The sequence below is a fragment of the Pantoea sp. JZ29 genome, assembly GCF_035190385.1.
Taxonomy (GTDB): Bacteria; Pseudomonadota; Gammaproteobacteria; order Enterobacterales; family Enterobacteriaceae; genus Pantoea; species Pantoea stewartii.
On sequence record NZ_CP045241.1, the window covers coordinates 135727 to 157644 of the forward strand.

General features: G+C 51.0%; 24 protein-coding genes. 8 read left to right on the plus strand and 16 right to left on the minus strand.

Features of this window, described 5'->3' with window-relative positions; genetic code table 11:
- Positions 1 to 30: 30 nt before the first annotated feature.
- Positions 31 to 1215: a NupC/NupG family nucleoside CNT transporter gene (locus GC090_RS00615; protein WP_039342462.1), complete on the minus strand. Its 1185-nt coding sequence runs from the start codon at positions 1213 to 1215 to the stop codon at positions 31 to 33.
- A 154-nt stretch (positions 1216 to 1369) separates the two neighbouring features.
- Between GC090_RS00615 and rph the strand changes: the two genes are divergently transcribed.
- On the plus strand, positions 1370 to 2086 hold the full coding sequence (gene rph, locus GC090_RS00620) for a ribonuclease PH (RefSeq protein WP_006121243.1): 717 nt from the start codon (positions 1370 to 1372) through the stop codon (positions 2084 to 2086).
- Positions 2087 to 2135: 49 nt separating this feature from the next.
- Positions 2136 to 2777: an orotate phosphoribosyltransferase gene (gene pyrE / locus GC090_RS00625; RefSeq protein ID WP_006121244.1), complete on the plus strand. Its 642-nt coding sequence runs from the start codon at positions 2136 to 2138 to the stop codon at positions 2775 to 2777.
- 30 nt (positions 2778 to 2807) lie between these two features.
- Here pyrE and slmA read toward each other — a convergent pair whose 3' ends face one another.
- The 3 genes from slmA to coaBC all read right to left on the minus strand — a co-directional run bounded on the left by slmA (position 2808) and on the right by coaBC (position 5181).
- Positions 2808 to 3404: a nucleoid occlusion factor SlmA gene (gene slmA, locus GC090_RS00630; protein ID WP_006121245.1), complete on the minus strand. Its 597-nt coding sequence runs from the start codon at positions 3402 to 3404 to the stop codon at positions 2808 to 2810.
- Positions 3405 to 3524: 120 nt separating this feature from the next.
- On the minus strand, positions 3525 to 3983 hold the full coding sequence (gene dut / locus GC090_RS00635) for a dUTP diphosphatase (RefSeq protein WP_058701564.1): 459 nt from the start codon (positions 3981 to 3983) through the stop codon (positions 3525 to 3527).
- Positions 3961 to 5181, minus strand: a complete 1221-nt coding sequence (coaBC, locus tag GC090_RS00640; RefSeq protein ID WP_058701585.1) for a bifunctional phosphopantothenoylcysteine decarboxylase/phosphopantothenate--cysteine ligase CoaBC — start codon at positions 5179 to 5181, stop codon at positions 3961 to 3963. The genes dut and coaBC overlap by 23 nt, the downstream gene beginning before the upstream one ends.
- A gap of 181 nt (positions 5182 to 5362) precedes the next feature.
- Here coaBC and radC point away from each other — a divergent pair, with 181 nt between their 5' ends.
- The 4 genes from radC (at position 5363) to mutM (ending at position 7561) form a co-directional block, all read left to right on the plus strand.
- Positions 5363 to 6019 (plus strand): RadC family protein, encoded by a 657-nt coding sequence (radC, locus tag GC090_RS00645; RefSeq protein WP_033738055.1) that lies wholly within the window; start codon positions 5363 to 5365, stop codon positions 6017 to 6019.
- A 238-nt stretch (positions 6020 to 6257) separates the two neighbouring features.
- Positions 6258 to 6494: a 50S ribosomal protein L28 gene (rpmB, locus tag GC090_RS00650; RefSeq protein ID WP_006121249.1), complete on the plus strand. Its 237-nt coding sequence runs from the start codon at positions 6258 to 6260 to the stop codon at positions 6492 to 6494.
- 20 nt (positions 6495 to 6514) lie between these two features.
- Entirely contained in the window at positions 6515 to 6682 is a 168-nt protein-coding gene (rpmG, locus tag GC090_RS00655; protein WP_001051798.1) for a 50S ribosomal protein L33, read from the plus strand.
- A 69-nt stretch (positions 6683 to 6751) separates the two neighbouring features.
- Complete coding sequence (gene mutM, locus GC090_RS00660) at positions 6752 to 7561, plus strand: bifunctional DNA-formamidopyrimidine glycosylase/DNA-(apurinic or apyrimidinic site) lyase (RefSeq protein WP_033738058.1); 810 nt, start codon at positions 6752 to 6754, stop codon at positions 7559 to 7561.
- Here mutM and coaD read toward each other — a convergent pair.
- From coaD to GC090_RS00690, 6 genes are all read right to left on the minus strand, one after another.
- Positions 7558 to 8037, minus strand: coding sequence for a pantetheine-phosphate adenylyltransferase (gene coaD / locus GC090_RS00665; protein ID WP_006121252.1), 480 nt, complete (start codon positions 8035 to 8037; stop codon positions 7558 to 7560). The genes mutM and coaD overlap by 4 nt on opposite strands.
- Complete coding sequence (locus GC090_RS00670; RefSeq protein WP_054632867.1) at positions 8034 to 8813, minus strand: glycosyltransferase family 2 protein; 780 nt, start codon at positions 8811 to 8813, stop codon at positions 8034 to 8036. The genes coaD and GC090_RS00670 overlap by 4 nt, the downstream gene beginning before the upstream one ends.
- Positions 8813 to 10087: a lipid IV(A) 3-deoxy-D-manno-octulosonic acid transferase gene (waaA, locus tag GC090_RS00675; RefSeq protein ID WP_039342468.1), complete on the minus strand. Its 1275-nt coding sequence runs from the start codon at positions 10085 to 10087 to the stop codon at positions 8813 to 8815. The genes GC090_RS00670 and waaA overlap by 1 nt, the downstream gene beginning before the upstream one ends.
- Before the next feature lie 90 nt (positions 10088 to 10177).
- Positions 10178 to 11314, minus strand: a complete 1137-nt coding sequence (locus GC090_RS00680; protein ID WP_324020680.1) for a glycosyltransferase family 4 protein — start codon at positions 11312 to 11314, stop codon at positions 10178 to 10180.
- Positions 11307 to 12383 (minus strand): putative lipopolysaccharide heptosyltransferase III, encoded by a 1077-nt coding sequence (gene rfaQ / locus GC090_RS00685; RefSeq protein ID WP_033738063.1) that lies wholly within the window; start codon positions 12381 to 12383, stop codon positions 11307 to 11309. The genes GC090_RS00680 and rfaQ overlap by 8 nt, the downstream gene beginning before the upstream one ends.
- Positions 12384 to 12456: 73 nt before the next feature.
- Complete coding sequence (locus tag GC090_RS00690) at positions 12457 to 13407, minus strand: glycosyltransferase (protein WP_324020681.1); 951 nt, start codon at positions 13405 to 13407, stop codon at positions 12457 to 12459.
- Positions 13408 to 13621: 214 nt separating this feature from the next.
- Between GC090_RS00690 and GC090_RS00695 the strand changes: the two genes are divergently transcribed.
- Positions 13622 to 14002 (plus strand): glycosyltransferase family 9 protein, encoded by a 381-nt coding sequence (locus GC090_RS00695; protein WP_416381863.1) that lies wholly within the window; start codon positions 13622 to 13624, stop codon positions 14000 to 14002.
- Between the two features lie 104 nt (positions 14003 to 14106).
- Here the strand turns inward: GC090_RS00695 and GC090_RS00700 are convergent, their stop codons facing one another.
- Positions 14107 to 15192 carry a glycosyltransferase gene (locus tag GC090_RS00700; protein WP_324021502.1) on the minus strand — a complete coding sequence of 362 codons (1086 nt, stop codon included), beginning with the start codon at positions 15190 to 15192 and terminating at the stop codon, positions 14107 to 14109.
- A 320-nt stretch (positions 15193 to 15512) separates the two neighbouring features.
- Here GC090_RS00700 and GC090_RS00705 point away from each other — a divergent pair, with 320 nt between their 5' ends.
- Entirely contained in the window at positions 15513 to 16484 is a 972-nt protein-coding gene (locus tag GC090_RS00705) for a polysaccharide deacetylase family protein (protein ID WP_324020682.1), read from the plus strand.
- 22 nt (positions 16485 to 16506) lie between these two features.
- On the opposite strand, the gene GC090_RS00710 is transcribed toward GC090_RS00705, so the two are convergent.
- The 5 genes from GC090_RS00710 to rfaF are packed head-to-tail and all read right to left on the minus strand — an operon-like array spanning position 16507 to position 21905.
- Positions 16507 to 17475 (minus strand): glycosyltransferase family 2 protein, encoded by a 969-nt coding sequence (locus GC090_RS00710; RefSeq protein ID WP_033738069.1) that lies wholly within the window; start codon positions 17473 to 17475, stop codon positions 16507 to 16509.
- Positions 17472 to 18728 carry an O-antigen ligase family protein gene (locus GC090_RS00715; RefSeq protein WP_262959650.1) on the minus strand — a complete coding sequence of 419 codons (1257 nt, stop codon included), beginning with the start codon at positions 18726 to 18728 and terminating at the stop codon, positions 17472 to 17474. Before GC090_RS00715 ends, GC090_RS00710 begins: the two co-directional genes overlap by 4 nt.
- Positions 18725 to 19894, minus strand: a complete 1170-nt coding sequence (locus tag GC090_RS00720; RefSeq protein ID WP_324020683.1) for a glycosyltransferase — start codon at positions 19892 to 19894, stop codon at positions 18725 to 18727. Before GC090_RS00720 ends, GC090_RS00715 begins: the two co-directional genes overlap by 4 nt.
- Positions 19891 to 20859 carry a lipopolysaccharide heptosyltransferase RfaC gene (rfaC, locus tag GC090_RS00725; RefSeq protein ID WP_054632875.1) on the minus strand — a complete coding sequence of 323 codons (969 nt, stop codon included), beginning with the start codon at positions 20857 to 20859 and terminating at the stop codon, positions 19891 to 19893. The genes GC090_RS00720 and rfaC overlap by 4 nt, the downstream gene beginning before the upstream one ends.
- Positions 20847 to 21905, minus strand: coding sequence for an ADP-heptose--LPS heptosyltransferase RfaF (gene rfaF / locus GC090_RS00730; protein WP_054632876.1), 1059 nt, complete (start codon positions 21903 to 21905; stop codon positions 20847 to 20849). Before rfaF ends, rfaC begins: the two co-directional genes overlap by 13 nt.
- Positions 21906 to 21918 lie beyond the last annotated feature (13 nt).

Genomic DNA, 21918 nt, shown 5'->3' on the forward strand with positions numbered 1-21918 from the left:
AAACGGCGGCCAGTGCCGCCGTTGAGTCCATCAGATAAACAGTCCGGCAAATGCAGCGGAAAGCAGGCTGACCAGGGTGGAACCATAGACCAGTTTCCAGCCAAACCTTGAGACGACATTGCCTTGTTGTTCGTTCAGGCCTTTTATCGCGCCCGCAACAATTCCAATAGAAGCAAAGTTCGCGAAGGAAACCAGGAAAACAGACAGGATGCCCAATCCGCGTGGCGTCATGCCTGCCGCTATCTTTTTCAGTTCAATCATGGCGACGAATTCATTCGCCACCAGCTTCGTGGCCATAATACTGCCAGCCTGTAATGCATCAGTAGCGGGAATGCCAATCAGCCAGGCAAAAGGATAAAAAACATAGCCAAGAAGCTGCTGGAAACTGTACCCAAACAGGGTGGCAAACAGGGCGTTGATGGCCGCGATTAAGGCAATAAAACCAATCAGCATGGCCAGAATAATCATCGCGACTTTGAAACCGGCGAGGATGTATTCCCCCAGCATTTCAAAGAAACTCTGATCTTCGTGTAATTTATCCAGCGGAATAGCCTGCTCATTACTGCCTTTGCCGGGGTTAATAATCGACAGGATGATAAACGTGCTGAACATGTTAAGCAGAAGAGCCGCAACGACATATTTGGCCTCGATCATCGACATATACGCACCAACAATCGACAGCGAAACGGTAGACATCGCGGTTGCCGCCATGGTGTAAAGTCGGCGTGGTGGGATATCGGCCAAAATACCTTTATAGGCAATGAAGTTCTCTGACTGGCCCAGCACCAGCGTGCTTACCGCATTAAAGGACTCCAGTTTTCCCATGCCGTTAACTTTTGATAATAGCGTGCCAACAACGCGAATCAGTAACGGCAGGATGCGCCAGTGTTGCAAAATACCAATCAGTGCGGAAATAAAAATAATAGGGCAGAGCACGCCAAGGAAGATAAAGGCCAGCCCCTGCTGACTCATGCCACCAAACACAAATTCCGTGCCCTGTGCAGCAAAACGCAGCAGCGTTTCAAAGAAATGCCCCACCGTGCCTACCAGCGCCAGTCCACTGGCTGAGTGAAGAAAGAACCAGCCCAGTGCGGCTTCTACAACAATCAGTTGAATGATAAAGCGCAGGCGAATGCGTTTTCGGTCATGACTGACCAGTAGCGCAAGGGCAAAAATTACCACCAGCGCCAGCAGGAAATGAAGAAGAGCGGTCATAGTTTAGTCAGTTAGCGGATATGCAGGAAAAGGTAAGGCATTTAGCCATACTCCGGCATGAATTTCATCCCAGGCTGCACTGACCACTGCAAGAGACAGCAGGCCAGGAAGTCCGTATAATACGCAGCCAATCATTAGCAAGCCGGAGATAACCATGCGTCCAGCAGGCCGTAGCGCACATCAGGTGCGTCCAGTCACATTGACCCGCAATTACACTAAACACGCAGAGGGCTCCGTTCTGGTGGAATTCGGTGAAACCAAAGTGCTCTGCACTGCAACGGTGGATGAAGGAGTTCCGCGCTTTCTCAAAGGGCAGGGCCAGGGCTGGGTCACTGCCGAATATGGCATGTTGCCGCGTTCCACTCACAGTCGTATGGCGCGTGAAGCCGCGAAAGGCAAACAGGGTGGTCGCACGCTTGAAATTCAGCGTCTGATCGCCCGTTCACTGCGTGCTGCGGTCGATCTCACCATGCTTGGTGAATACACGATTACGCTCGATTGTGACGTCATTCAGGCCGATGGCGGTACACGTACGGCTTCCATTACTGGCGCCTGTGTAGCCCTGGCAGATGCGCTTAATTCCCTGGTCGCGAGTGGTAAGCTGAAAGCGAATCCGATGAAAGGCATGGTTGCCGCCGTGTCAGTGGGGATTGTCAATGGTGAAGCGTTGTGTGACCTTGAATACGTTGAGGACTCTGCCGCTGAAACGGATATGAATGTCGTCATGATGGAAGATGGCCGCATGATTGAGGTGCAGGGCACCGCTGAAGGTGAACCCTTTAGCCACGAAGAACTGTTGGCATTGCTGGCGTTAGCGCGTGGCGGTATTGAAGAATTGATTCAGGCGCAGAAAGCGGCGCTGGAAAATTAAGGTAACAGGCGACCACAGAGTCGCCTTTTTTTTATCTGAGGAGTAAGACATGAAAGCCTGGCAGCGGCAGTTTATTGAATTTGCACTGAATAAGCAGGTGCTCAAATTTGGTGAGTTCACATTAAAGTCGGGTCGTAAAAGCCCCTATTTTTTTAATGCCGGTTTATTTAACACGGGCCGGGATTTAGCGCTGCTGGGACGGTTTTATGCGCAGGCGTTAGTCGACAGCGGAATCGATTTTGATTTGTTATTTGGTCCGGCCTACAAAGGCATCCCTATCGCCACCACCACAGCCGTTGCGTTAGCCGATCATCACGATCGTGACGTACCTTACTGCTTCAATCGTAAAGAAGCGAAAGATCATGGTGAGGGCGGTTTGCTGGTGGGAAGCCCGCTGCAGGGTAAAGTGATGCTGGTCGATGATGTCATCACGGCCGGCACGGCGATTCGCGAATCCATGGATATTATCAATGCACATGATGCCAGCCTGGCGGGCGTGCTGATTTCACTGGACCGTCAGGAACGCGGCCGGGGTGAACTCTCCGCTATTCAGGAAGTGGAACGGGATTATTCCTGCAAAGTTACCGCGATAATTACGCTTAACGACCTGATTGATTACCTGGCTGAAAAAACGCACATGGCCGATCATTTAGCGCAGGTTCGGGCGTACCAAAAGGCGTACGGCGTCTGATAACTGGCGGGCATTGCGCCCGCCTTTGTATTACACCAGTTGTGCCGCAATCAGCGGCCAGCGGGTGTCAAAGTCGGCCGTTGGGCTAAACCGGAACTCGGAACGGACGTACCGCGATAACAGCCCTTCACACAGGGCCAGCAGCTGGCTGGCCAGTAAGGTTTCATCCGTTTGAAAGCCTTCACCTTCGCGCATTTTGCGTTCGCGCATCACCTGGCGTAGCTGCACTTCAATGCGCTCAAACAGCTGATTAATGCGCCCCTGCAGACGGTCCTGTTCAAACATTAACGCGTGACCTGTCAAAATCCGCGTCAGCCCCGGATTACGCTCACCAAATCCCAGAATCAGTTGCACAATAAGACGCAGGCGCGCCATTGTTTCTTTTTCATCTTTCAGGATCAGATTGATGCGGGTAATCAGACTGTCTTCAATAAATTCGATCAGGCTGTCAAACATCCGCGTTTTACTGGGAAAGTGACGATAAAGCGCCGCCTCCGATACACCGACGTTAGCCGCCAGTTTTGCAGTAGTAATGCGTTGGCTGCCATCACTTGACTCAAGCATCTGCGCCAGCGCCTGCAAAATCTCCTCGCGGCGATTCCGCTTTACGACTTTTTTCTCTGCCATGCCCTTAAAAACCCCTGAATTTCACCATATACAGGCAACACCTACGCATCTGCCACAAGAGAAAGCCTTGGGGCGATGAGAAATAATAAGATTGGCGTAAGTGAAAATCGGTCGTGCTGGTTACTGACGGCCTGAGTGACCGAAGCCACCTTCACCGCGCAAGCTGGCGTCAAACTCGTCTACCAGATTGAATTCGGCCTGGACGACAGGGACAAAAACCATCTGGGCCATGCGGTCGCCCGGCTGAAGCGTAAAGCTTTCCTGCCCGCGATTCCATACCGATACCATAAGTTGTCCCTGATAGTCGGCATCAATCAGACCAACCAGATTACCCAGGACAATACCATGTTTGTGGCCCAGGCCAGAGCGCGGAAGAATCACGGCGGCAAGGTTCGGATCGGCGATGTGAATAGCCAGACCGGTAGGAATTAATGTGGTTGTGCCGGGTGCGATTTCCATCACATCATCAATACAGGCACGAAGGTCTAACCCAGCGGAACCCGGTGTCGCATAGGTCGGCAAGGGAAACGCTTTGCCGACGCGCGCATCAAGAATTTTAACGTCTATTTTTTTCATCATAACGGCTGACAATCTCGTCTATTAAAAGTTGACCAAGGAGTGACTTATCGCTGAGCGGTAAGGTTTTTTCTCCTTCCTGCCAAAAAAGGTGAAGAGCATTGGTGTCGCTATTGAACCCGTGGCCTGCTTTTGACACATCGTTAGCACAAATCAGGTCCAGGTTTTTACGCGCGCGTTTTTTTCGGGCGTATTCTTCCACATTCTGGGTTTCAGCCGCAAATCCAACCACAAATGGCCGGCTCTGCGTTAAGGCCGCCACCCCCGCGACAATATCGGGATTTTTAATGAGCTGCAGGCTGACTTTCTCATCGTCATCCTGTTTCTTTATTTTTTCATCCGCGATCTCAATTGCCCGGTAGTCTGCCACGGCTGCGCTTGCAATGAAAATATGTTGTGCGTTTATCTCCCCCATTACCGCCGCCTGCATTTCCAGGGCCGAGGTCACATCCACTCGTTTAACGCCGGCGGGCGTTGGCAGGGCAACCGGACCGCTTACCAGCGTAACGCGGGCGCCGCGCTTTGCCGCCGCCGCCGCAATCGCAAACCCCATTTTTCCCGAACTGTGGTTGCTGATATAACGCACGGGGTCGATCGCTTCCCGGGTGGGACCCGCGGTAATCATAATATTGAGATGTTGCAGGTCGTTGACGGGCGCGGCCCACTGTACGGCGTGGTCAACGATAGCTAAAGGGTCAAGCATGCGACCGGGGCCAATATCCCCGCAGGCCTGGCTGCCGCTGTCTGGCCCCCAAATTAACAGGCCGCGCGCCTGAAGCCTGACCAGGTTTTCCTGCGTTACGGCAGCGCGATACATCTGCTGATTCATCGCCGGCACAATCGCGACAGGCGCTGCTGTTGCCAGCACGGCAGTGGTGACTAAATCATTGGCCATCCCTGCCGTAATGCGCGCAATCAGGTCGGCCGTGGCCGGGGCCAGCACGATCAGGTCAGCCCATTTGGCCAGCTCAATGTGTCCCATTGCGGCCTCGGCTGCCGGGTCAAGCAGATCATCAAAAACAGGATAACCGGAGACGGCCTGCAGGCTGAGTGGTGTGATAAAAGCCTTTGCGCCCTCAGTCATCATCACGCGGACATCGGCACCGCGATCGCGCAGACGACGGACCAGCTCGGGGGTTTTATAGGCAGCAATTCCACCACTGACGCCCAGAAGAACTTTTTTACCGGCTAATCCCATCATGCTGTTGACCTCATTTTCGATTGCCGTCGCAGGGACGGTGTAATGGCCGAATTTTATCACAAAACGTGGCATGCACCTTTTCAATGGCTGCGTTTGCGAGACATGCCGGAGAATCACAATCACGCGCTGGTGGCGGATAGGTTCGCACGCGATGATACAGGGGGCGACAGGGAGAGCAGCAATGAAAAATTTGCCACCACGAGAAAAACTTCAGCAATGGGGTGCGGATGCGTTAAGTGACGTAGAGCTGTTAGCGATTTTCTTACGAACAGGTTCAAAAGGCGTTCCTGTCATGATGCTGGCGCAGCAGATGCTGCAGGAGCTGGGGTCGCTTTATAATATCGTTAATGCGACGGCTGCAGACTTTAAGGGCATTAAAGGCGCTGGCGAAATCAAGTTGATTCAGATGCGCGCAGTGGCAGAACTGGCCAAACGGTTTTTCGCCAGCCAGCTGGCGCGTGAGAGCACAATTGACAGTCCCGCAGCGACGCGTCAGTACCTGCAGACATTATTGGCCAGGCAGGAGCGTGAGGTGTTTGTCGTGCTGTTTTTGGATAATCAACATCGGGTATTAATGGCCAGAGAAATGTTTTCCGGATCCATCAACAGCGTCGAAGTCCATCCTCGTGAAATTGTGCGTGAAGCCCTGAAAATCAACGCGGCTGCGCTCATCGTAGCGCATAACCATCCGTCAGGAATTGCTGAACCCAGCCAGGCTGACCGCGACATTACACTAAAAATCTGCGAAGCTTGTCGCTTATTGAATATCCGGTTGCTTGATCATCTGGTGATTGGACACGGTCAATCTGTCTCATTTGTCGAACGCGGATGGCTCTGAGCCTGAAAATCTGGTCCAGGTGGCGGCTTTTTACACGATCATTCGGGATCTTTATCTGTTCGGGACTTGAGCACTTGGGCCGAGCGGCGTATACTACGCCACCTTTGAGAATCTCGGGTTTGGCGGTTAGGCCAGCTTAGCGGGTTCCATGGAACTCGCCTGGCGGGCTGCAAGCCTGACGAGGCGGCCAAAACCTAATTTTTAAAGCTCGAGCTGATTTGATTTTTGGAGAATAGACATGTCACGAGTCTGCCAGGTAACTGGAAAGCGTCCGGTGACCGGTAACAACCGTTCCCACGCAATGAACGCGACGAAACGCCGTTTCCTTCCGAACCTGCACTCACACCGTTTTTGGGTTGAGAGCGAGAAGCGCTTCGTTACTCTGCGTGTATCTGTAAAAGGTATGCGTATTATTGATAAAAAGGGCATTGATACGGTGTTAGCCGACATGCGTGCCCGTGGTGAGAAGTACTAAGAGTACTAAGGAACTGAATCATGGCTAAAGGTATTCGTGAGAAGATCAAGCTGGTTTCCTCTGCTGGTACAGGTCACTTCTATACCACCACGAAGAACAAACGTACTAAACCAGAAAAACTTGAACTGAAAAAGTTCGATCCGGTTGTACGTCAGCATGTGATCTACAAAGAAGCCAAAATTAAATAATTTTGGTGTTCTGCTAAAAACCCGGCTCCGGCCGGGTTTTTTGTTTGTGTAATGCGCAGGGGAGAGGTTATGCCAGAGTTGCCAGAGGTAGAAACCAGCCGACGCGGCATTGAGCCACATCTGGTTGGTCAAACAATTCTTCACGCCGTCGTTCGCAACGCACGCTTGCGTTGGCCGGTATCCAATGAAATCCTCGCATTAAGCGATCAGCCAGTACTGAGTGTTCAGCGGCGCGCTAAATACCTTTTGCTTGAGCTGCCACACGGCTGGATCATTATCCATCTTGGTATGTCTGGCAGTCTGCGCGTTCTGCCCGAAGAATTGCCTGCCGCCAAACACGATCATGTTGACCTGGTGATGAGCAACGGGAAGGTCCTGCGCTACACCGATCCCCGACGTTTTGGTGCCTGGTTGTGGAGCAGCGATCTGGACGGAAGCAGCGTACTTGCCCATTTAGGTCCAGAACCACTGAGTGAAATATTCAGTGGCGACTATTTGTTTGAAAAATCCCGCGGTAAGCGAACAGTGATCAAGCAGTGGTTGATGGACAATAAAGTCGTGGTGGGCGTGGGCAATATTTATGCGAGCGAGTCACTGTTTACAGCAGGGATCCTGCCTGATCGAGCAGCGATGAGCCTGTCTCACGATGAAGCGGCGTTTTTGGCTAACACTATTAAAGCGGTACTGCTCCGCTCTATCGAGCAGGGTGGAACGACATTGCGTGACTTTTTACAAAGCGATGGCAAGCCAGGCTATTTTGCTCAGGAGTTACAGGTTTACGGCCGGGCTGGCGAACCCTGCAGGGCATGCGGCACGCCGATTGTGAGTGGGAAGCACGGGCAGCGCAGCACCTACTGGTGCCCCAACTGCCAGCATTAAGGCAGCTTTGCGAGTAAGGCCTGATGGACAGGTGCGGACAGGAAGGCAGAGACATCGCCACCATGCCGCGCCACTTCTTTGACCAGTGACGATGAGATAAAAGAAAAGCCTTCTGAAGGCATTAAAAATACGCTTTCCAGCGTTGGCAACAGGTGTCGGTTCATACGCGCGAGCTGCATTTCATATTCAAAATCGGACACGGCACGTAATCCACGAACCAGCACATTTGCCTGCTGCGCCCGGGCGAAGTTTGCCATCAGATCGCTAAAACCGACCACGTCGACATTGGGCAGATGTGCAGTGGCCTGTTGCGCCAGCGCCACTCTTTCGTCCAGCGTAAACAGCGGTTTTTTACTCGGGCTGGCGGCAATCGCCACAACAAGCCGATCAAACATCTGTGCTGCACGAGTGACGATATCAATATGGCCCAGGGTAATGGGATCGAAGGTGCCAGGATAAATCGCTTTTGTCGTCATGTGCGCCCTTCCGCCGAAGTCTTATTTAGCGCCCAAAGCGCTGCATATTTATTGAATGTGTACTGGGCATTAACGACTGCCAGTAGCCAGCCCTGTTTGCCATCAAGGAATCCGGCACGCAGCAGCAGCGTTTTTACAAAGGCACCCGCTGTATGACTGAAGACAGAAAACAGGCTGCACGTTTTTCCACGCTGGAATCTTTCCTGCGCCCAGGCTTCAGCATAAGCCAGTTGTTTTCGCTGGAAAACCATCAGGTCACGGCAGGTCAGATGCTGTAAATCCCCTTTCAGTACCTTAACGGGCGCACCTTCGGTTTTGAGTGACTCATGGACCTGATTATCGTTATAACCCAGTGTACGCGGATACAGACGCATCACTCTGTCAGGATACCAGCCGCTGTGACGCATAAAACGGCCCAGGAACAGGTTGCTACGACTGAGGCTGTAAACGGTTGGCCCCGGCGGCGCTTCCAGAACCTGTTCAATCGCCTGACGCAATTCTGGCGTCACGCGCTCGTCGGCATCGATCATCAAAATCATATCGCCACTGGCAAAACTTTGCGCCCGCTGGCGTTGTTTTCCATAACCCTGCCATTCCGTTGCCTGAAAAACCTGTGCGCCGGCCTGTTGAGCCAGCGAGAGGGTGCCATCGGTACTTCCGGAATCCAGCACGATAATTTCATCGGCCCAGCTGACTGACGCAAGACAGTCAGGCAGCAAGGCGGCTTCATTTTTGGCAATCATCACCACTGAAAGGCGTTGGCGCGTAGCGGTCATCAATGAGCCCGTGGCGGTAAATGAGGTTCAAGTAACTGTAGCAGGCGCTGCAGCGCACCCTGATTTTGGTGCAGCACCTCGACGGCGTGGCGACCGTAATAACGACGATAGTCGTCATCCTGTAGCAAATTCGTCACTTCTTTTTCCAGCGACGCCGCGTCAGTCACAGTGATCAATCCCTGTGCCTCCTGCAGTTTGCTGCAAATATCTTTGAAGTTCCAGGTATGCGGGCCCATCAGTACCGGGATAGCATGGGCTGCCGGTTCCAGCGGATTATGACCGCCACGCTCAACCAGGCTGCCTCCTACGAAAGCCAGGTCGGCTATACCGTAGAGCAGCATCAGTTCGCCCATTGAGTCACCAATGACAACCTGTGTTGAACTGGAGGGGATCTCTCCGCTACTGCGTAAGGTAAAGCTGAAGTGACGTTTTTGAGTGAGTTCGCGCGCATCGTTGAAGCGCTCAGGATGGCGTGGTACCAAAATCAGCAGCAGATCGGGAAAGGTCTCCAGTAAACGGCGATGCGTATCCAACAGAATCGCTTCTTCACCTTCATGTGTACTGGTCGCGATCCAGACCGGACGGCGCGGAGCCCATTGGCGACGCAGCGTGACGGCGCGTGCCGCCAGCTCGGGAGTAACTGAAATATCGAATTTCAGGCTGCCGGTGATCGACAGGTGAGAGCGTTTCAGCCCAAGCTGGATAAAACGCTCACCATCCTCGGCATTTTGCGCAGCGATCAGCGTGATGCTCTGCAGGAGATTGCGCATAAACTTGCCCAGCTTGCGATAGCCTTTGGCTGAGCGTTCTGACAGGCGAGCATTGGCGATCACCAGCGGAATATGGCGCTGATGCAGAATACGGATGATATTAGGCCACAGCTCCGTTTCCATAATGATGACCAAACGTGGATTCACCGTATCAAGAAAACGATTAATGGCGCCGGGTAAGTCGTAAGGCAAATAGACATGGTGTACATCTTTGCCAAAAGCGGACTGCGCGCGCTCCGAACCGGTTGGCGTCATGGTGGTCACGGTAATGGGCAGGGTAGGATAGCGATGACGCAGCGCGCGTACCAACGGCACCGCCGCCAGCGTTTCCCCCACAGAAACCGAATGCAGGACAATGCCGTCCGGCTTCACTTTTCCGGCGCAGTAGCCATAACGCTCTGCCCAGCGTTTGCGATAGGCCGGGGCTTTACGACCGCGCAGCCACAGGCGCAGCCAGATGAGTGGCTGAATGAAATAGAGCAATGCGGTGTAAATGGTCGTCATAGTTACCGTTATGACACGTTGGCGTCAAAAAAGCAGTTTAAAGTCAGATTACTGCATATTATCAGAAACAGCATGATCACTCATCTCACATCATGATTGGGTACGCAGCACCTGCTCATAGAGGGAGGTAAGGGAATGCGCCAGGTGCTGTGGGCTGTATGGCTCAACCCTGCGCCGCGCCGCTTCTCCCATTCGCGCGTCGACGGTCAGACTCGACAGGGCGTTTATCGCCTGGTTCAGGCCTTTAATATCCAGCGCATCGCGAACAAATCCTTCCTGGCCTTCGCGAATAAACTCAGCGCCGCCACAGCCGGTGCTGGTAATGACCGGTAAACCACAGGCCATCGCCTCCAGTACGACGTTGGGGAAGGGATCATATAAGGTCGGCAGCAGCAAACCATCGGCAGCATGATAGAAAGGCTGTACGTCCTGCTGCACGCCGACAAAACGCAAGCGGTCAAGGCAGTTCAGTTGATTAGCCAACTGCTGATAACGTTTTACCTGTTTGTCCTGGCCTACCACAATCAGATAACGATGACTGTTGGCCAGCGCTTCAATGGCCGCTTTCAGGCCTTTGCGTTCAAAACCCGATCCCACGTAAATCAGCACTGTCGCGTTGGTGGGCAGATTCAGTTGGGTTCGCATGGCATGGCGCGTGGCCTCGGTCGCAGGCTGAAAGCGCGTGGCATCAATCGCATTGTAGATAACGTGTATTTTGTCTGCCTGCAGCGTAAAACAGCGCAAAATGTCTTGTTTTACCATCTCAGAATTGCAGATCACCGCTTTCAGTGAGGGAGACTGGAACATGTCCGCTTCCGCCCGCAAAACGTAACGATGGTAAGGACTCAGGCTGGCACTCAGGCGCTGTAGTGGTGACACAATGCGGGCACGTTGCTCAAGCCAGACACGGTGAACGCCATCGCCGGCCCGAAAAATATCACAGCCTGCGATGCGCTCATGGCTTTGTACGATATCAAACTTCTCCCGCTCCCAGCAGGCCCGCGCAGCCTGTGCAAATCCTCGCTCGCGTGAAACCCGCCCCAGTTTGCCTGGATTACAGATGTGCAGATGCCAGTCTGGGTTGGGTTTGCCCTGCCAGCTGCGGGTAATGATATTGAGATCCAGTTGCCCACTTCCCAGCGCTTCCAGCGCGCGTGAGATAAACCGTTCTGCGCCGCCATCAGGACGATATTTTTGCCGGACAATGGCCAGACGTAACTTACGCATTCAGATAGCTCCTTGCGGCATTCACGACATCCTCAACCGGGATGGCCGATAAATAACGCTGATCGGTCCGGGTATCAATAGAATCCGGATGGGGCAGAGATCCATAGTCGCCCGCCCAAATCACCCGATTGTTGTCTCCCCACGGACGCCAGTGCTGCAGCTTGGTCGGTCCGAAAAGGGCGATGCAGGGTGTATCCAGCGCCGCCGCCATATGCATGGGCGCGGAGTCGACACCGATAAAGAGTTGCGCGCCCGCGATAAGCGCCGCCAACTGAGGTAAAGAGAGTTGACCCGCAAACGAGATAACGTGAGGGGAATGGCATTGTGCCAGAATACGTTCGACCATCTCCCGTTCATTTGCATCGGGGCCTGCCGTCAGTATCACTTTGCGGTCGGCTTGGGCTAACTGATCGATGGTGGCCGCGACCTTGTCCTCTTCCCAGCATTTAAACTGCCAGCGTGAAGTGGGCTGTAAAACAATATAGCCCCCGGCAACCTGCTGCTGACGGAGCTTGTCCTGCACTTTTTGCGCATCGTCGGGGCTGAAATGCATTGAGGCACCGATGCCTTCCGCTGGAATAGTCAATGGAGAAAGTGCGGACAGATTTTGTTCCACTGTGTGTAATTGCTCATGATTTTCAGTGGTAACCAAATGCGTGTGGCACCAGCGCCAGATGGCCTTGTCACGTTTTGTGAAGGCAAAGCCAATACGTACTGGTGCACCAGATAAACCGGTGATAATGGCGCTGCGCCACTGATCGGCAAGGTTAATGACCAGGTCATACTGACAGTTGCGGACGGCAGCGACCAGCGCCATTTCATGGCGGAATTTTTGCCAGCCACCTTCCTTTTTCCAGCCGCGGTCAATGACATGCAGATGGCGGATGGCAGGATGTGCTTCCAGCATAGGACGGGTTTCTTTATAGAGCAGAACATCAATCACGGCCTGTGGGTAATGCCGATGCAAAGCATTGATGACAGGCGTGGTCAGCAGCATGTCGCCATGATGACGCAGTTTGATTATCAGTATTTTTTTCGGTGCAAACTGGACTGGAATCGGGCTTGTCATACTCAAATGCTCTCAAAATTCAGTGAGCTGATTGTAGGGCAAACCCTTTAGGGGTTAAAGCAAGTGACGGCGCTTATTTCCTGCGCCAGTAATAAATCCGTCCCAGCCACAGCAGCAGGTGATACCACTGCTTAATACCACGTGCATTGCGCAACATACGTTTGTGCGTCCCGGTCGCGAACACATCTGCAATCATCGCCTGACGCGCAGCCTCATCGGGCTCACGTCGAATACTGTGACAAACGCTCAGGGCTTCATGCGTTATCTGATAATGGAACGTCGGGTATATTTTAACTTTATCGCGGTAGCGCGCATTAATCTCTTCCAGCATTCTGGCAATTTTCAGGTAATGGCGCTGATATTCGACATTGGCCTGTCCGGTGCGCTTGCGGTTACTGATTGAAGCGTCATGCGTATGATAACGGTACAGTTGTCTGTCGGTGTAGCGCACGCGCTGCACATTGAGCATAAGTTCTGTCGTCCACGGAATGTCCTGGTGGTGTAGTCCGGGTTCGAACGCCAGTTTTGTTTTTTCAATCAGTTCACGGCGATAAATGCCCAGCCAGACAACATGCTTATAGCGATGTGTTTTCAGCGCCTTGTTAAGCCACTCTGGGCCGCTGAGAACTGACGTGCCAGAAAGGCGCTCCAGCGGTATTAGCGGTTGAATCGCATTGTCGGCCGGAAAAAACCATTCAGCGTTACATTGCGCTACATCCAGATTATCCGCTTCTGCCATGTCTGTCAGCGTCTGGTACATGTCGGGCTTCATGGTGTCATCAGCATCAGGAAAGGTCACGTACTTGCCGCGAGCCACTGCCAGGCCAGCATTGCGCGCACGGGATACGCCACCGTTTGGTTGGTGAATGACCCGAATGTGAGGATAGCGTTGCGCGTAGTTGTCAGCCTGTTTACCGGAGTCATCGGTGGAACCATCATCAACGATGATGATTTCAAGTGATGTGAGCGTCTGCGCCAGTAAAGACTGGATAAACCTTTCAAAACCGGCACCAGCATTAAACATCGGCGTGATTATGGACAATAAAGGTGAATTCTGTATCACGGCATTATGCATTTTAATAAAATCGAGACGGAACTTTACTCATGCTAGCACGAAAGTATTCAGAACTTTTTGTGCATTTAGAGTCAAATAAATGATTAGCAGAAATTATTTCTTATGCAATTTTACCTCTTAAAGGATGAACAGGCTCAATTATAACGGTTTTGGTCATGAGGATATGAGGGATAACGCGCGTGCTGAGAAGCTCTTGCAGTTAGTTAATTCTTCACGAATAGCAGCCTATCCTACAGGGTCAGTGCGTGATCTGATGGCGGGTTTTCATTGCTGTGATCAGATTTTGTGTAGTGACGGCGGTCAAATGCATACCGCAGCGGGTTTGCACAAAAAACAGGTCGTGTTTTTTGGTGATACGGATGCCCTTGGCTGGCATCCGTGGTCAGGTGAATACAAAATTTTGCAGTCACCTTCTGGTGAAAGCAATGATTTCACCCCGGAATACGTTATCCACGCCTGGCGAGAACTCGAGGGGATCTCGCAAAAAGGAGAATACAGGCAGTCAACCTTCAGTGAGTCGCCTGATTTTTTTCAGACGTCCTGAATAAGACATAGCCCTCTCGAACATGCCGTTCCTGTCATCTGTTAAGGCGATGACAGAACGGCTAACGAGCACAAGGAAAGTTAAGTAACGGCGAGCGCGAGGATTCAGGTCTCTGCTAACTGCAGATATTGGTGACAAATCGTGGAAAGACTATAGATGCTTAAGTCCACCTGGTTCAAATCGGGCGGATTAGCGTAGATGTCACGCATTTTTTCAGCCAGCGAGGCGGCATTCATTTCAGAAAGACCGCGTGCTAAATCGCCGGTTAAAATACTTGCAGGTCCACCGGGGCATCGTGTGCTGACCACCGGCGTTCCACAGCTCATGGCTTCAATCAGCACATTGCCAAATCCTTCACTGTCCGAACTCAAAATCAGCATTCGCGCATGCCGTAGCCAGGGATAAGGATTCGACTGAAAGCCTGCAAATTGTACGCGGTCTGAAATACCCAATTGTTGAGCCAGACGATATAATTTTTCTTTTGCCCCTTCGTTGCCTTGACCCAGTAGAACTAAAGGTGCGTGAATCCCACTTTGCGCATAAGCATCCAGCAAACGGTCGTGGCGTTTAGTTTCATGAAAGCGCCCGACATGTAGAAGAAATTCAGTGCCTTCGAGTGGGCAGTGTTCTGATGCGCGTTGTCTGATTTCATCAAAATCAAAAGGATTGAAAATCACACCGGCCCGGGAAGGTTTCACGCCAACGCGTGTCATTAGATCATCAAGCGCATACTGAGAAACGGCTATCACCTGGCGATTACGATAGACGTGACGGATTTTCTGACGTTTGAGCCACAACGAAAAGCCGGATTTGCGCGCCAGATAAGAGGCTGAAAAGACGCCGTGGATGCAGTACCAGGTCTTAAGGGCGTTAAGTGCACGCGAAGCGCTTACAATGCGGTCAGTTTTATGAAGATGTGAGAGCACTAAATCAAATTTGCCCTCCCGGGCCTCGCTGAGTCGGACGGCATTGTCCAGCAGAGTGGCACGGCGAGCTGTTTCTGTGAGCTTCCGCCAGGGGCGACGACATGTGTCGCGAATGACCTGATAATCAAGCCCTGCCGGAAGGGCATAATCGCAAACGTCCCGCAGTGAAAAAAGCGATACGCGATGTCCTTCATTGATCATACCCTGAGCCAGCGTCAGCACCACTTTTTCAGCGCCGCCGCCGGGTAACCCATCAATTATCATCAAAATACGCTTGGACAACTTACCACCTCATCAACGCCGACAATTTATGCATGATCTCAACGCTGACATTTCCCGGCATAAAAGGGATACCAAAAAACGGACCGGACTGTTCTGAGGTATCTCACTGAATATCATGAAAACATCGCCATACTTCTACAGTATTTTCACGATGAAGACATCCTGATTAAACGCATTATTCTAGGATATCACTTAGCGGATGACCACGGATAAAGATCGTGCTTTGGACAATTATAGTTTTGCTTGCGTCGGTTGCCCTGCGTAACATAGCAGGATGATCTCTACCGCTTGTTGGATTAGTTATGGACAAACCCGCGTTTTTAATCACCCTGGATACTGAAGGCGATAATATCTGGCGCAATCGCAGTGGCAATGTCACTACGCACAATGTTCGGTTTTTGCCACGTTTTCAGTCTCTGTGCGAAAAATACGCGTTCAAACCTACCTGGCTTACCAACTATGAAATGGTTAGCGATCCGGCTTATGTTGAATTCGGGCGTGACCTTCTTTCACGAGGTCAGGGTGAAATCGGTATGCATCTGCATGCCTGGTATAGTCCTCCTGATTATGCGCTGACTGAAGATGACTGGCGTTATAAACCTTACCTGATTGAATATCCTGACAACATCCTGCGGGATAAAGTCGCCCGTATGACGGATTTGCTTGAGACCGCCTTTAAGACAAAAATGCGCAGTCATCGGGCCGGACGTTGGGCCTTTAATGAAATATACGCACGTGCATTAATTGAGCGTGGTTATCTGGTGGACTGCTCCGTCACACCACGTGTTGACTGGCGCAATTCGTTGGGGGCACCTCAGGGAACGGGCGGGACCGATTACAGTGGTTTCCCTGACCAGGCTTATTATGTCGATATCAACGACATTTCGAAACCTGGCGACTCGACCTTATTAGAATTACCGATGAGCATTCAGTACCGGCATGGTGCATTGAAAAATACGCTAAAAAAAGCATGGGATAATGTTCGGGGTAAATCAAGAGGACCAAGGGTAAACTGGTTGAGGCCCGTGGGTGGAAATCTGGCACAAATGAAACAGGTGGTTGAACAAACCCTGGCGCAGGGCAATGATTACGTTGAGTTCATGCTGCATTCGTCTGAATTTATGCCAGACGGGAGCCCGACCTTCAAAAACCACGCTGATATAGACCGTCTGTATGATGATTTGGAACAGCTGTTTAGCTGGCTTCAGGTACGCACTCAGGGCATGACGCTGACTGAATACGCCCTAAAGAAAAAACAATCCCCGGTGTCATGACCGGGGGAACGTTAAAGGCCCGCTATTGGCTTTTGTAGCGAAGCCATGAAAAAAACGTGTCGACTTCCGGGTAGCGCATTTGCATGTATTTTTTTGTTTTGCAACTGCCCTTGCAAAGACGTGCTGCAGACTTGATTGCGTGTTTAGTCTGATTGTCATAATGATAAAAGCCATAAACTTTTTTCGACATGCTTTTGACTTCATTAAAGCAATTAACGATCATGCCCGCCGCAAGATCGCGCAGTTCATTATTTGACTGCGCCATCGTACACATTTTGTTCATCGCGAACAGCATATCCTGAATATCACTCTTACGTACATTCCGCGTAATACTGTGGTTATTATCACGGTAGTAATAGAGTGTGTTCTCAAGATGAGCGATTTTTTGTGTTTTCAGGTATTGAAAGGGAGTGAACATCACGTCCTCGTAACGTCTCCCTACTTCAAAGCGCTCACCTTCCAGCAAAGTGCGTCTGTAAATGCGATTCCACAGGTGCCACATGGATCGGGTAAAGAGTGAATTCAGGCAATTCAACCCCTGACCTGAAAAATCGTACGCGATGCGTTGGGGCAGTTCGTCATCTGTGGCTTCCGGAATACTGTGCTCAAATCGGGCATAATTAAAATCAATCAGGTCATCCACATCGGCTAACAATAGTGGCCGGATAATTGAGAGATAGTTTCTGCTGAGCAAATCATCAGCATCCAGAAAGGTAATGAATTTTCCTTTGGCTTCCTGAAGGCCTGCATTGCGGGCCGCAGAAACGCCCTGATTAGTTTGCTGGATAAATTCAACTGAACAGGGTGGATTTGTGCTCAGCAATTCTTTAACACGCAGCGCAGAGTCATCTGTCGAACCATCATCGATAATGATGACCTGGATATCCTCACCTGCCTGAATGAACAGCGACGTCAGGCAAGAATGAATATATTGTTGACTATTATATAGAGGGATGATGATGCTTAATAGCCAGTCCCGGTGTTGACTCATTCCGTTTCCTGTAATCCGTCGGATGTTTTTATGAGTAAGATACTCATGATGACAGCCAGGCAATAGATCAATGTGCCTTCAGTACTGAAAAAGATGACGTCGCTCAGACCATAGGTGATGAGCGAAATGGTCACGGCCAACAACGCTGGATTACGATAACGCAGCAAAGCATTACATAATAAACAGAAATACAGGCCAATCAACGCCAGCACGCCCAGAATGCCTTTAATCGAAAAGGTTTCCATTACTTCGTTATGCATGTGAACCGTGAGATAAGTAAGCGCGCCATAAAGGGCGGGTTCTTTTGCCACAATGGCTTTTGCTTCCTCCGCTCTTTGCTCAGCGGACTCTCCCCAAATGGCTTCTGAGCCTGTCCGAAATGCCACGGTTTGCATACTTAAGCGTGAAATAATTGAGTTTTCACCCGTTTGCTCATGCATATGCGCAATATCTTCATTGAATTGCTGAATGCGTAAAGCAATAACGTTATGGAAGATGGCTGCACTTAGCGCAATCATCACAGGGACCAGCGTGAACAGAATGATTTTATGCCGGCGGCTGATGATGTGGGTACTCATCAGCACAATGATCAAGGTCAGGACAGGATAAGCAAGCATGGCGGCCCGTGTTCCGGTCAGCACGATCGCAGCATAGCTAAAGGTAAAGGCCGCAAGGAAAAGCAGCACTCTGTATCTTGATTTTAAAAGCAAAACCGCTTTGATGAAAACCAAATTAACAGCTGTGATAATATAGGCGGCAACAGTTGCTCTCTCGAAGTTAAGCTCTACACGTTCAATATGTAAATAAACCCCCTGATAAAGCGCATAGCCGTTCACGACCAGCCCACAAACGAGCGCAGCAAGGGCTGTATGTTTTTGTAAGGCTTTTTTTTCATTAAGCGTTACCAGCAAAATAAACGCGGCGGCAATCTGTAATCGTCCTGTCGATTGGTATTGCCGGTAAAGACTAATAAAATCTCCGGGTTGTTTATACATAACTGTCCAGAGAATGCTGATAAAGCCGACAGCAAAAAATGCACCAGGCAGAATGAGGTTGCGTTTGTTAGCGACATAAAATTTGAGATTGAAAATGACGGCTAAAAAAGAAAGATAACTCGTCAGATAAAAAACGTTTCTGCCAATAGAGCCACCAAGTGGCGAAGTAATGAAGGCGAAAGTGCATCCAAGAAAAATAAGCATGCTTAAAAACCGGACAGGGCCTTCTTTTTTAAAAAGCAAAGAGTCCATTTTCATTTTTTTCTTATAACGTCCATTAAAGCATCGTTAAATTCTGTCTTAAACAGCGCATAATCAAAATGTTCTGCTGTCCAGTTTTTTGCTGTGTCACTGTATTGCTGATAGGTTTCATGCTGAGATAAAACGTCAACGGCATCGGCGCAATCAATATGAGAAACCAGTTTGGCGTCTTGCATTACATCCCGCACAGGATCGTAAATCTTATAAGGGAAATCCACATGAATTTCTGTTAATTTTTCATGTTCATCAATCGTTACTGAAGGAATCAACCCCAGGCCACATTGTTGATGCCTGACCACTTCAGGCTGTCCATCGATCATCGGGAATATCACGGGGACGCCGAAATAGAGTGCTTCCATACAGGAAAGACCAAAGGGTTCAGTGACAGGTGTGCTAAGATAAATATCAATACGATTGAAAAATGCACCAATGTCATGCTGAAAACCGCTGAAAGTAACGAATTCGCTGATATCTAAACGTTTAGCGAGTGCAACAAAAGCATCATGATCGGGCCCTTTTCCCGCAATTTCCAGTACGACATTCCGGCCGCGCTGGCGTAATTCCTTTAAAGCTAACAGCGCGACGCTAATACCCTTCAGGCTAACCTGACGAGCAGCAGTGCCGAGACGGATCGGGTTATTTAGCGTCCGGATGCCAGAATGGATTCCCTGAGGCACCATGATGCGATTAATCACTACGTGATGGGGACAGGGCAGATTAAAACGAAGCTGCATCACGCGATTAGAGGCATAAGAAGCAGAAATGACACCATCCAGCATGGCCATAAAGCCCAGCGTTTTTTTATTTTTAGGATATCGCCATGAGCAGCCATGATCGTAATAAACCAGACTTGCCCGCTCAGGTTTTGCGCTTAATCCCGGAATCAAATCCCAGACGACGATTACATCGGCATCGCTCGACTCTACGCGCTTTTGTAGCAAATATTTCCGAAGAAATTGTGGGACTTTTATTTTCAGGTTATTTAACCATCGATTGGCGAAGATGATTTTTTGTTGAGGGATGTGACGGCGAATGTCATCATCGATCTCGTTACTGATGCAAATAACATCGTCACGCCCGTCAGAAAAATCGTTGATGTACTGTAGGAAAAGACGCTCAACGCCACCCATTTTGCCGAGATTAATGATATGAAGTTTCTTCATGCGGTAATCTCAAAAACCATATCTGCCACGTCCTTAGCGCTAATATCTGCCAATTTGCTGCCCTCTGCAGGCCGCAAAACATGCTGATTTTGTCCGTAACCACCAATCAAGCCGGGATCGGTCGGACCGTATAACGTAATATTGGGTCTGTCCAGTGCTGCTGCCATATGGCTCAAACCTGTGTCTACTGAGACAACAGCTTTCGCACCTGCCAGCTGCTGAGCAACCGCTTCAAGAGTGAGCCTGGGCAATACCTCTACATGCTCAAAACCCTCAGCCAGCCGGATCGCACGCTGATGCTCATGCTCAGCGCCCCAGGGCAGTTTTACGCGCAAACCTGTCGGCTGGAGCCGTTCAATTAACTCGCGCCAGTGGGATTCCGGCCAGTGCTTGTTATCACGGGTCGTGGCATGCAGGAAGACCAGATAAGCGTTTTCACCCTGTAATGCCACATTGCGGAAATGGCCAGCAATAGCATAGTCTCCCTGCGTTTGCGGCTTCTCATAACCCAGGCTTTTCGCGAACAGTTCCCGGGTCCTCTCTACTGCGTGTTGCTGCTTACTGACCTCGTGCTTTTTGTCGTACCACCAACTGGCAAAGGGTTCACGCGCACTGCGGCTGTCCAGACCGTGCTTGACACCTTTAGCCAGACGCGTCACGAGTGCGGCACTCTTAATCAGCCCCTGAGCATCAATCACCACATCATAGTGGCGAGACTGTAAATCGCGTTTAAATCGAACACGTTCTTCACGCTGCTCGCTGCCGAACCAGTGCTTACGCCAGCGACGGATTGCAACGGGCAGAACCTTATCAACGGCGGGATGCCATGCAGGAATCTGGGCAAAATTTTCTTCTACCACCCAATCAAAACGAATACCGGGAAGGGCATGCATAGCATCAGTCAGGGCAGGTAACGTATGGAGCACATCCCCCATTGACGAGGTTTTAACAATCAGGACGTGCATGAACTCTCCTGGGCTTCACGCAACAAACTGCGTAATGTTTCATGGACTTGTGAAGGCTGGATGTCAATCAGGCTTTGATGGTAGCCCTGCTCAGCATCCCCTTTACGGACGCGATGGTAACCGCTGATTAAACGGATGATACGCGCCTGATCCGACAGCGGCGGGGTGAAGTCCGGGCTACTGGGACCATATAAAGCCACCAGTGGGCGGTTCAACGCGGCGGCAATGTGCATAAGACCAGAATCATTGCTCACTACCGCCCGGCACTGGGCCAGCAGAGTGACAGCCTGTTCCAGCTGGGTTTGACCTGCCAGATTGCGGCAATGCTCACGACTTTTCTCGGGCAGCGACGCGATGATTTCTTCGCCAGTGGGGCCATCTTTTACTGAACCGAACAGCAGGATCTGAAACCCTTCGCGAATTAACTGTTCTGCCAGTGCGGCGTAGTGAAAATGCGGCCAGCGTTTTGCCGGACCAAATTCGGCCCCGGGGCAAAAGCCAATAGCCGGGCGCTCAGAGGAAAGTTGAAACTGCGCAGCCATTACGCTTTTTTCCGCTTCGCTGACCTGTAACTGCGGTTTCAGCAAGGGTTGTGGCAGTTGACGGGCTGAACGGAAAGGCGTGTCATAGGCCAGCGCAACATAACGCTCTACCATTAAAGGAAACGCGGCCTTATCCAGTACCCGCACATCATTCAACAGACCATAGCGCATTTCTCCGCGCCAGCCGACGCGGCGAGGAATACCCGCAAAAAAGGGCACCAATGCCGATTTGAATGAGTTGGGCAACACGTAAGCGCGATCATAACCCTGATCGCGCAGTGATTTACCCAAACGGCGGCGCTCGCCTATCGCCAGCGCACCATGGCCGAGTGGCATGGCCAGCGCCTGATTCACTTCAGGCATTCGGGAAAGTAAAGGACGGCACCATTCAGGTGCCATCACATCAATCACCGCATCAGGATGTTCGGCCTTGAGCGTACGATAGAGACTTTGCGACATCATCATATCGCCGACCCACGACGGGCCGATCACCAGAATTTTCATTACCGGTATCCGT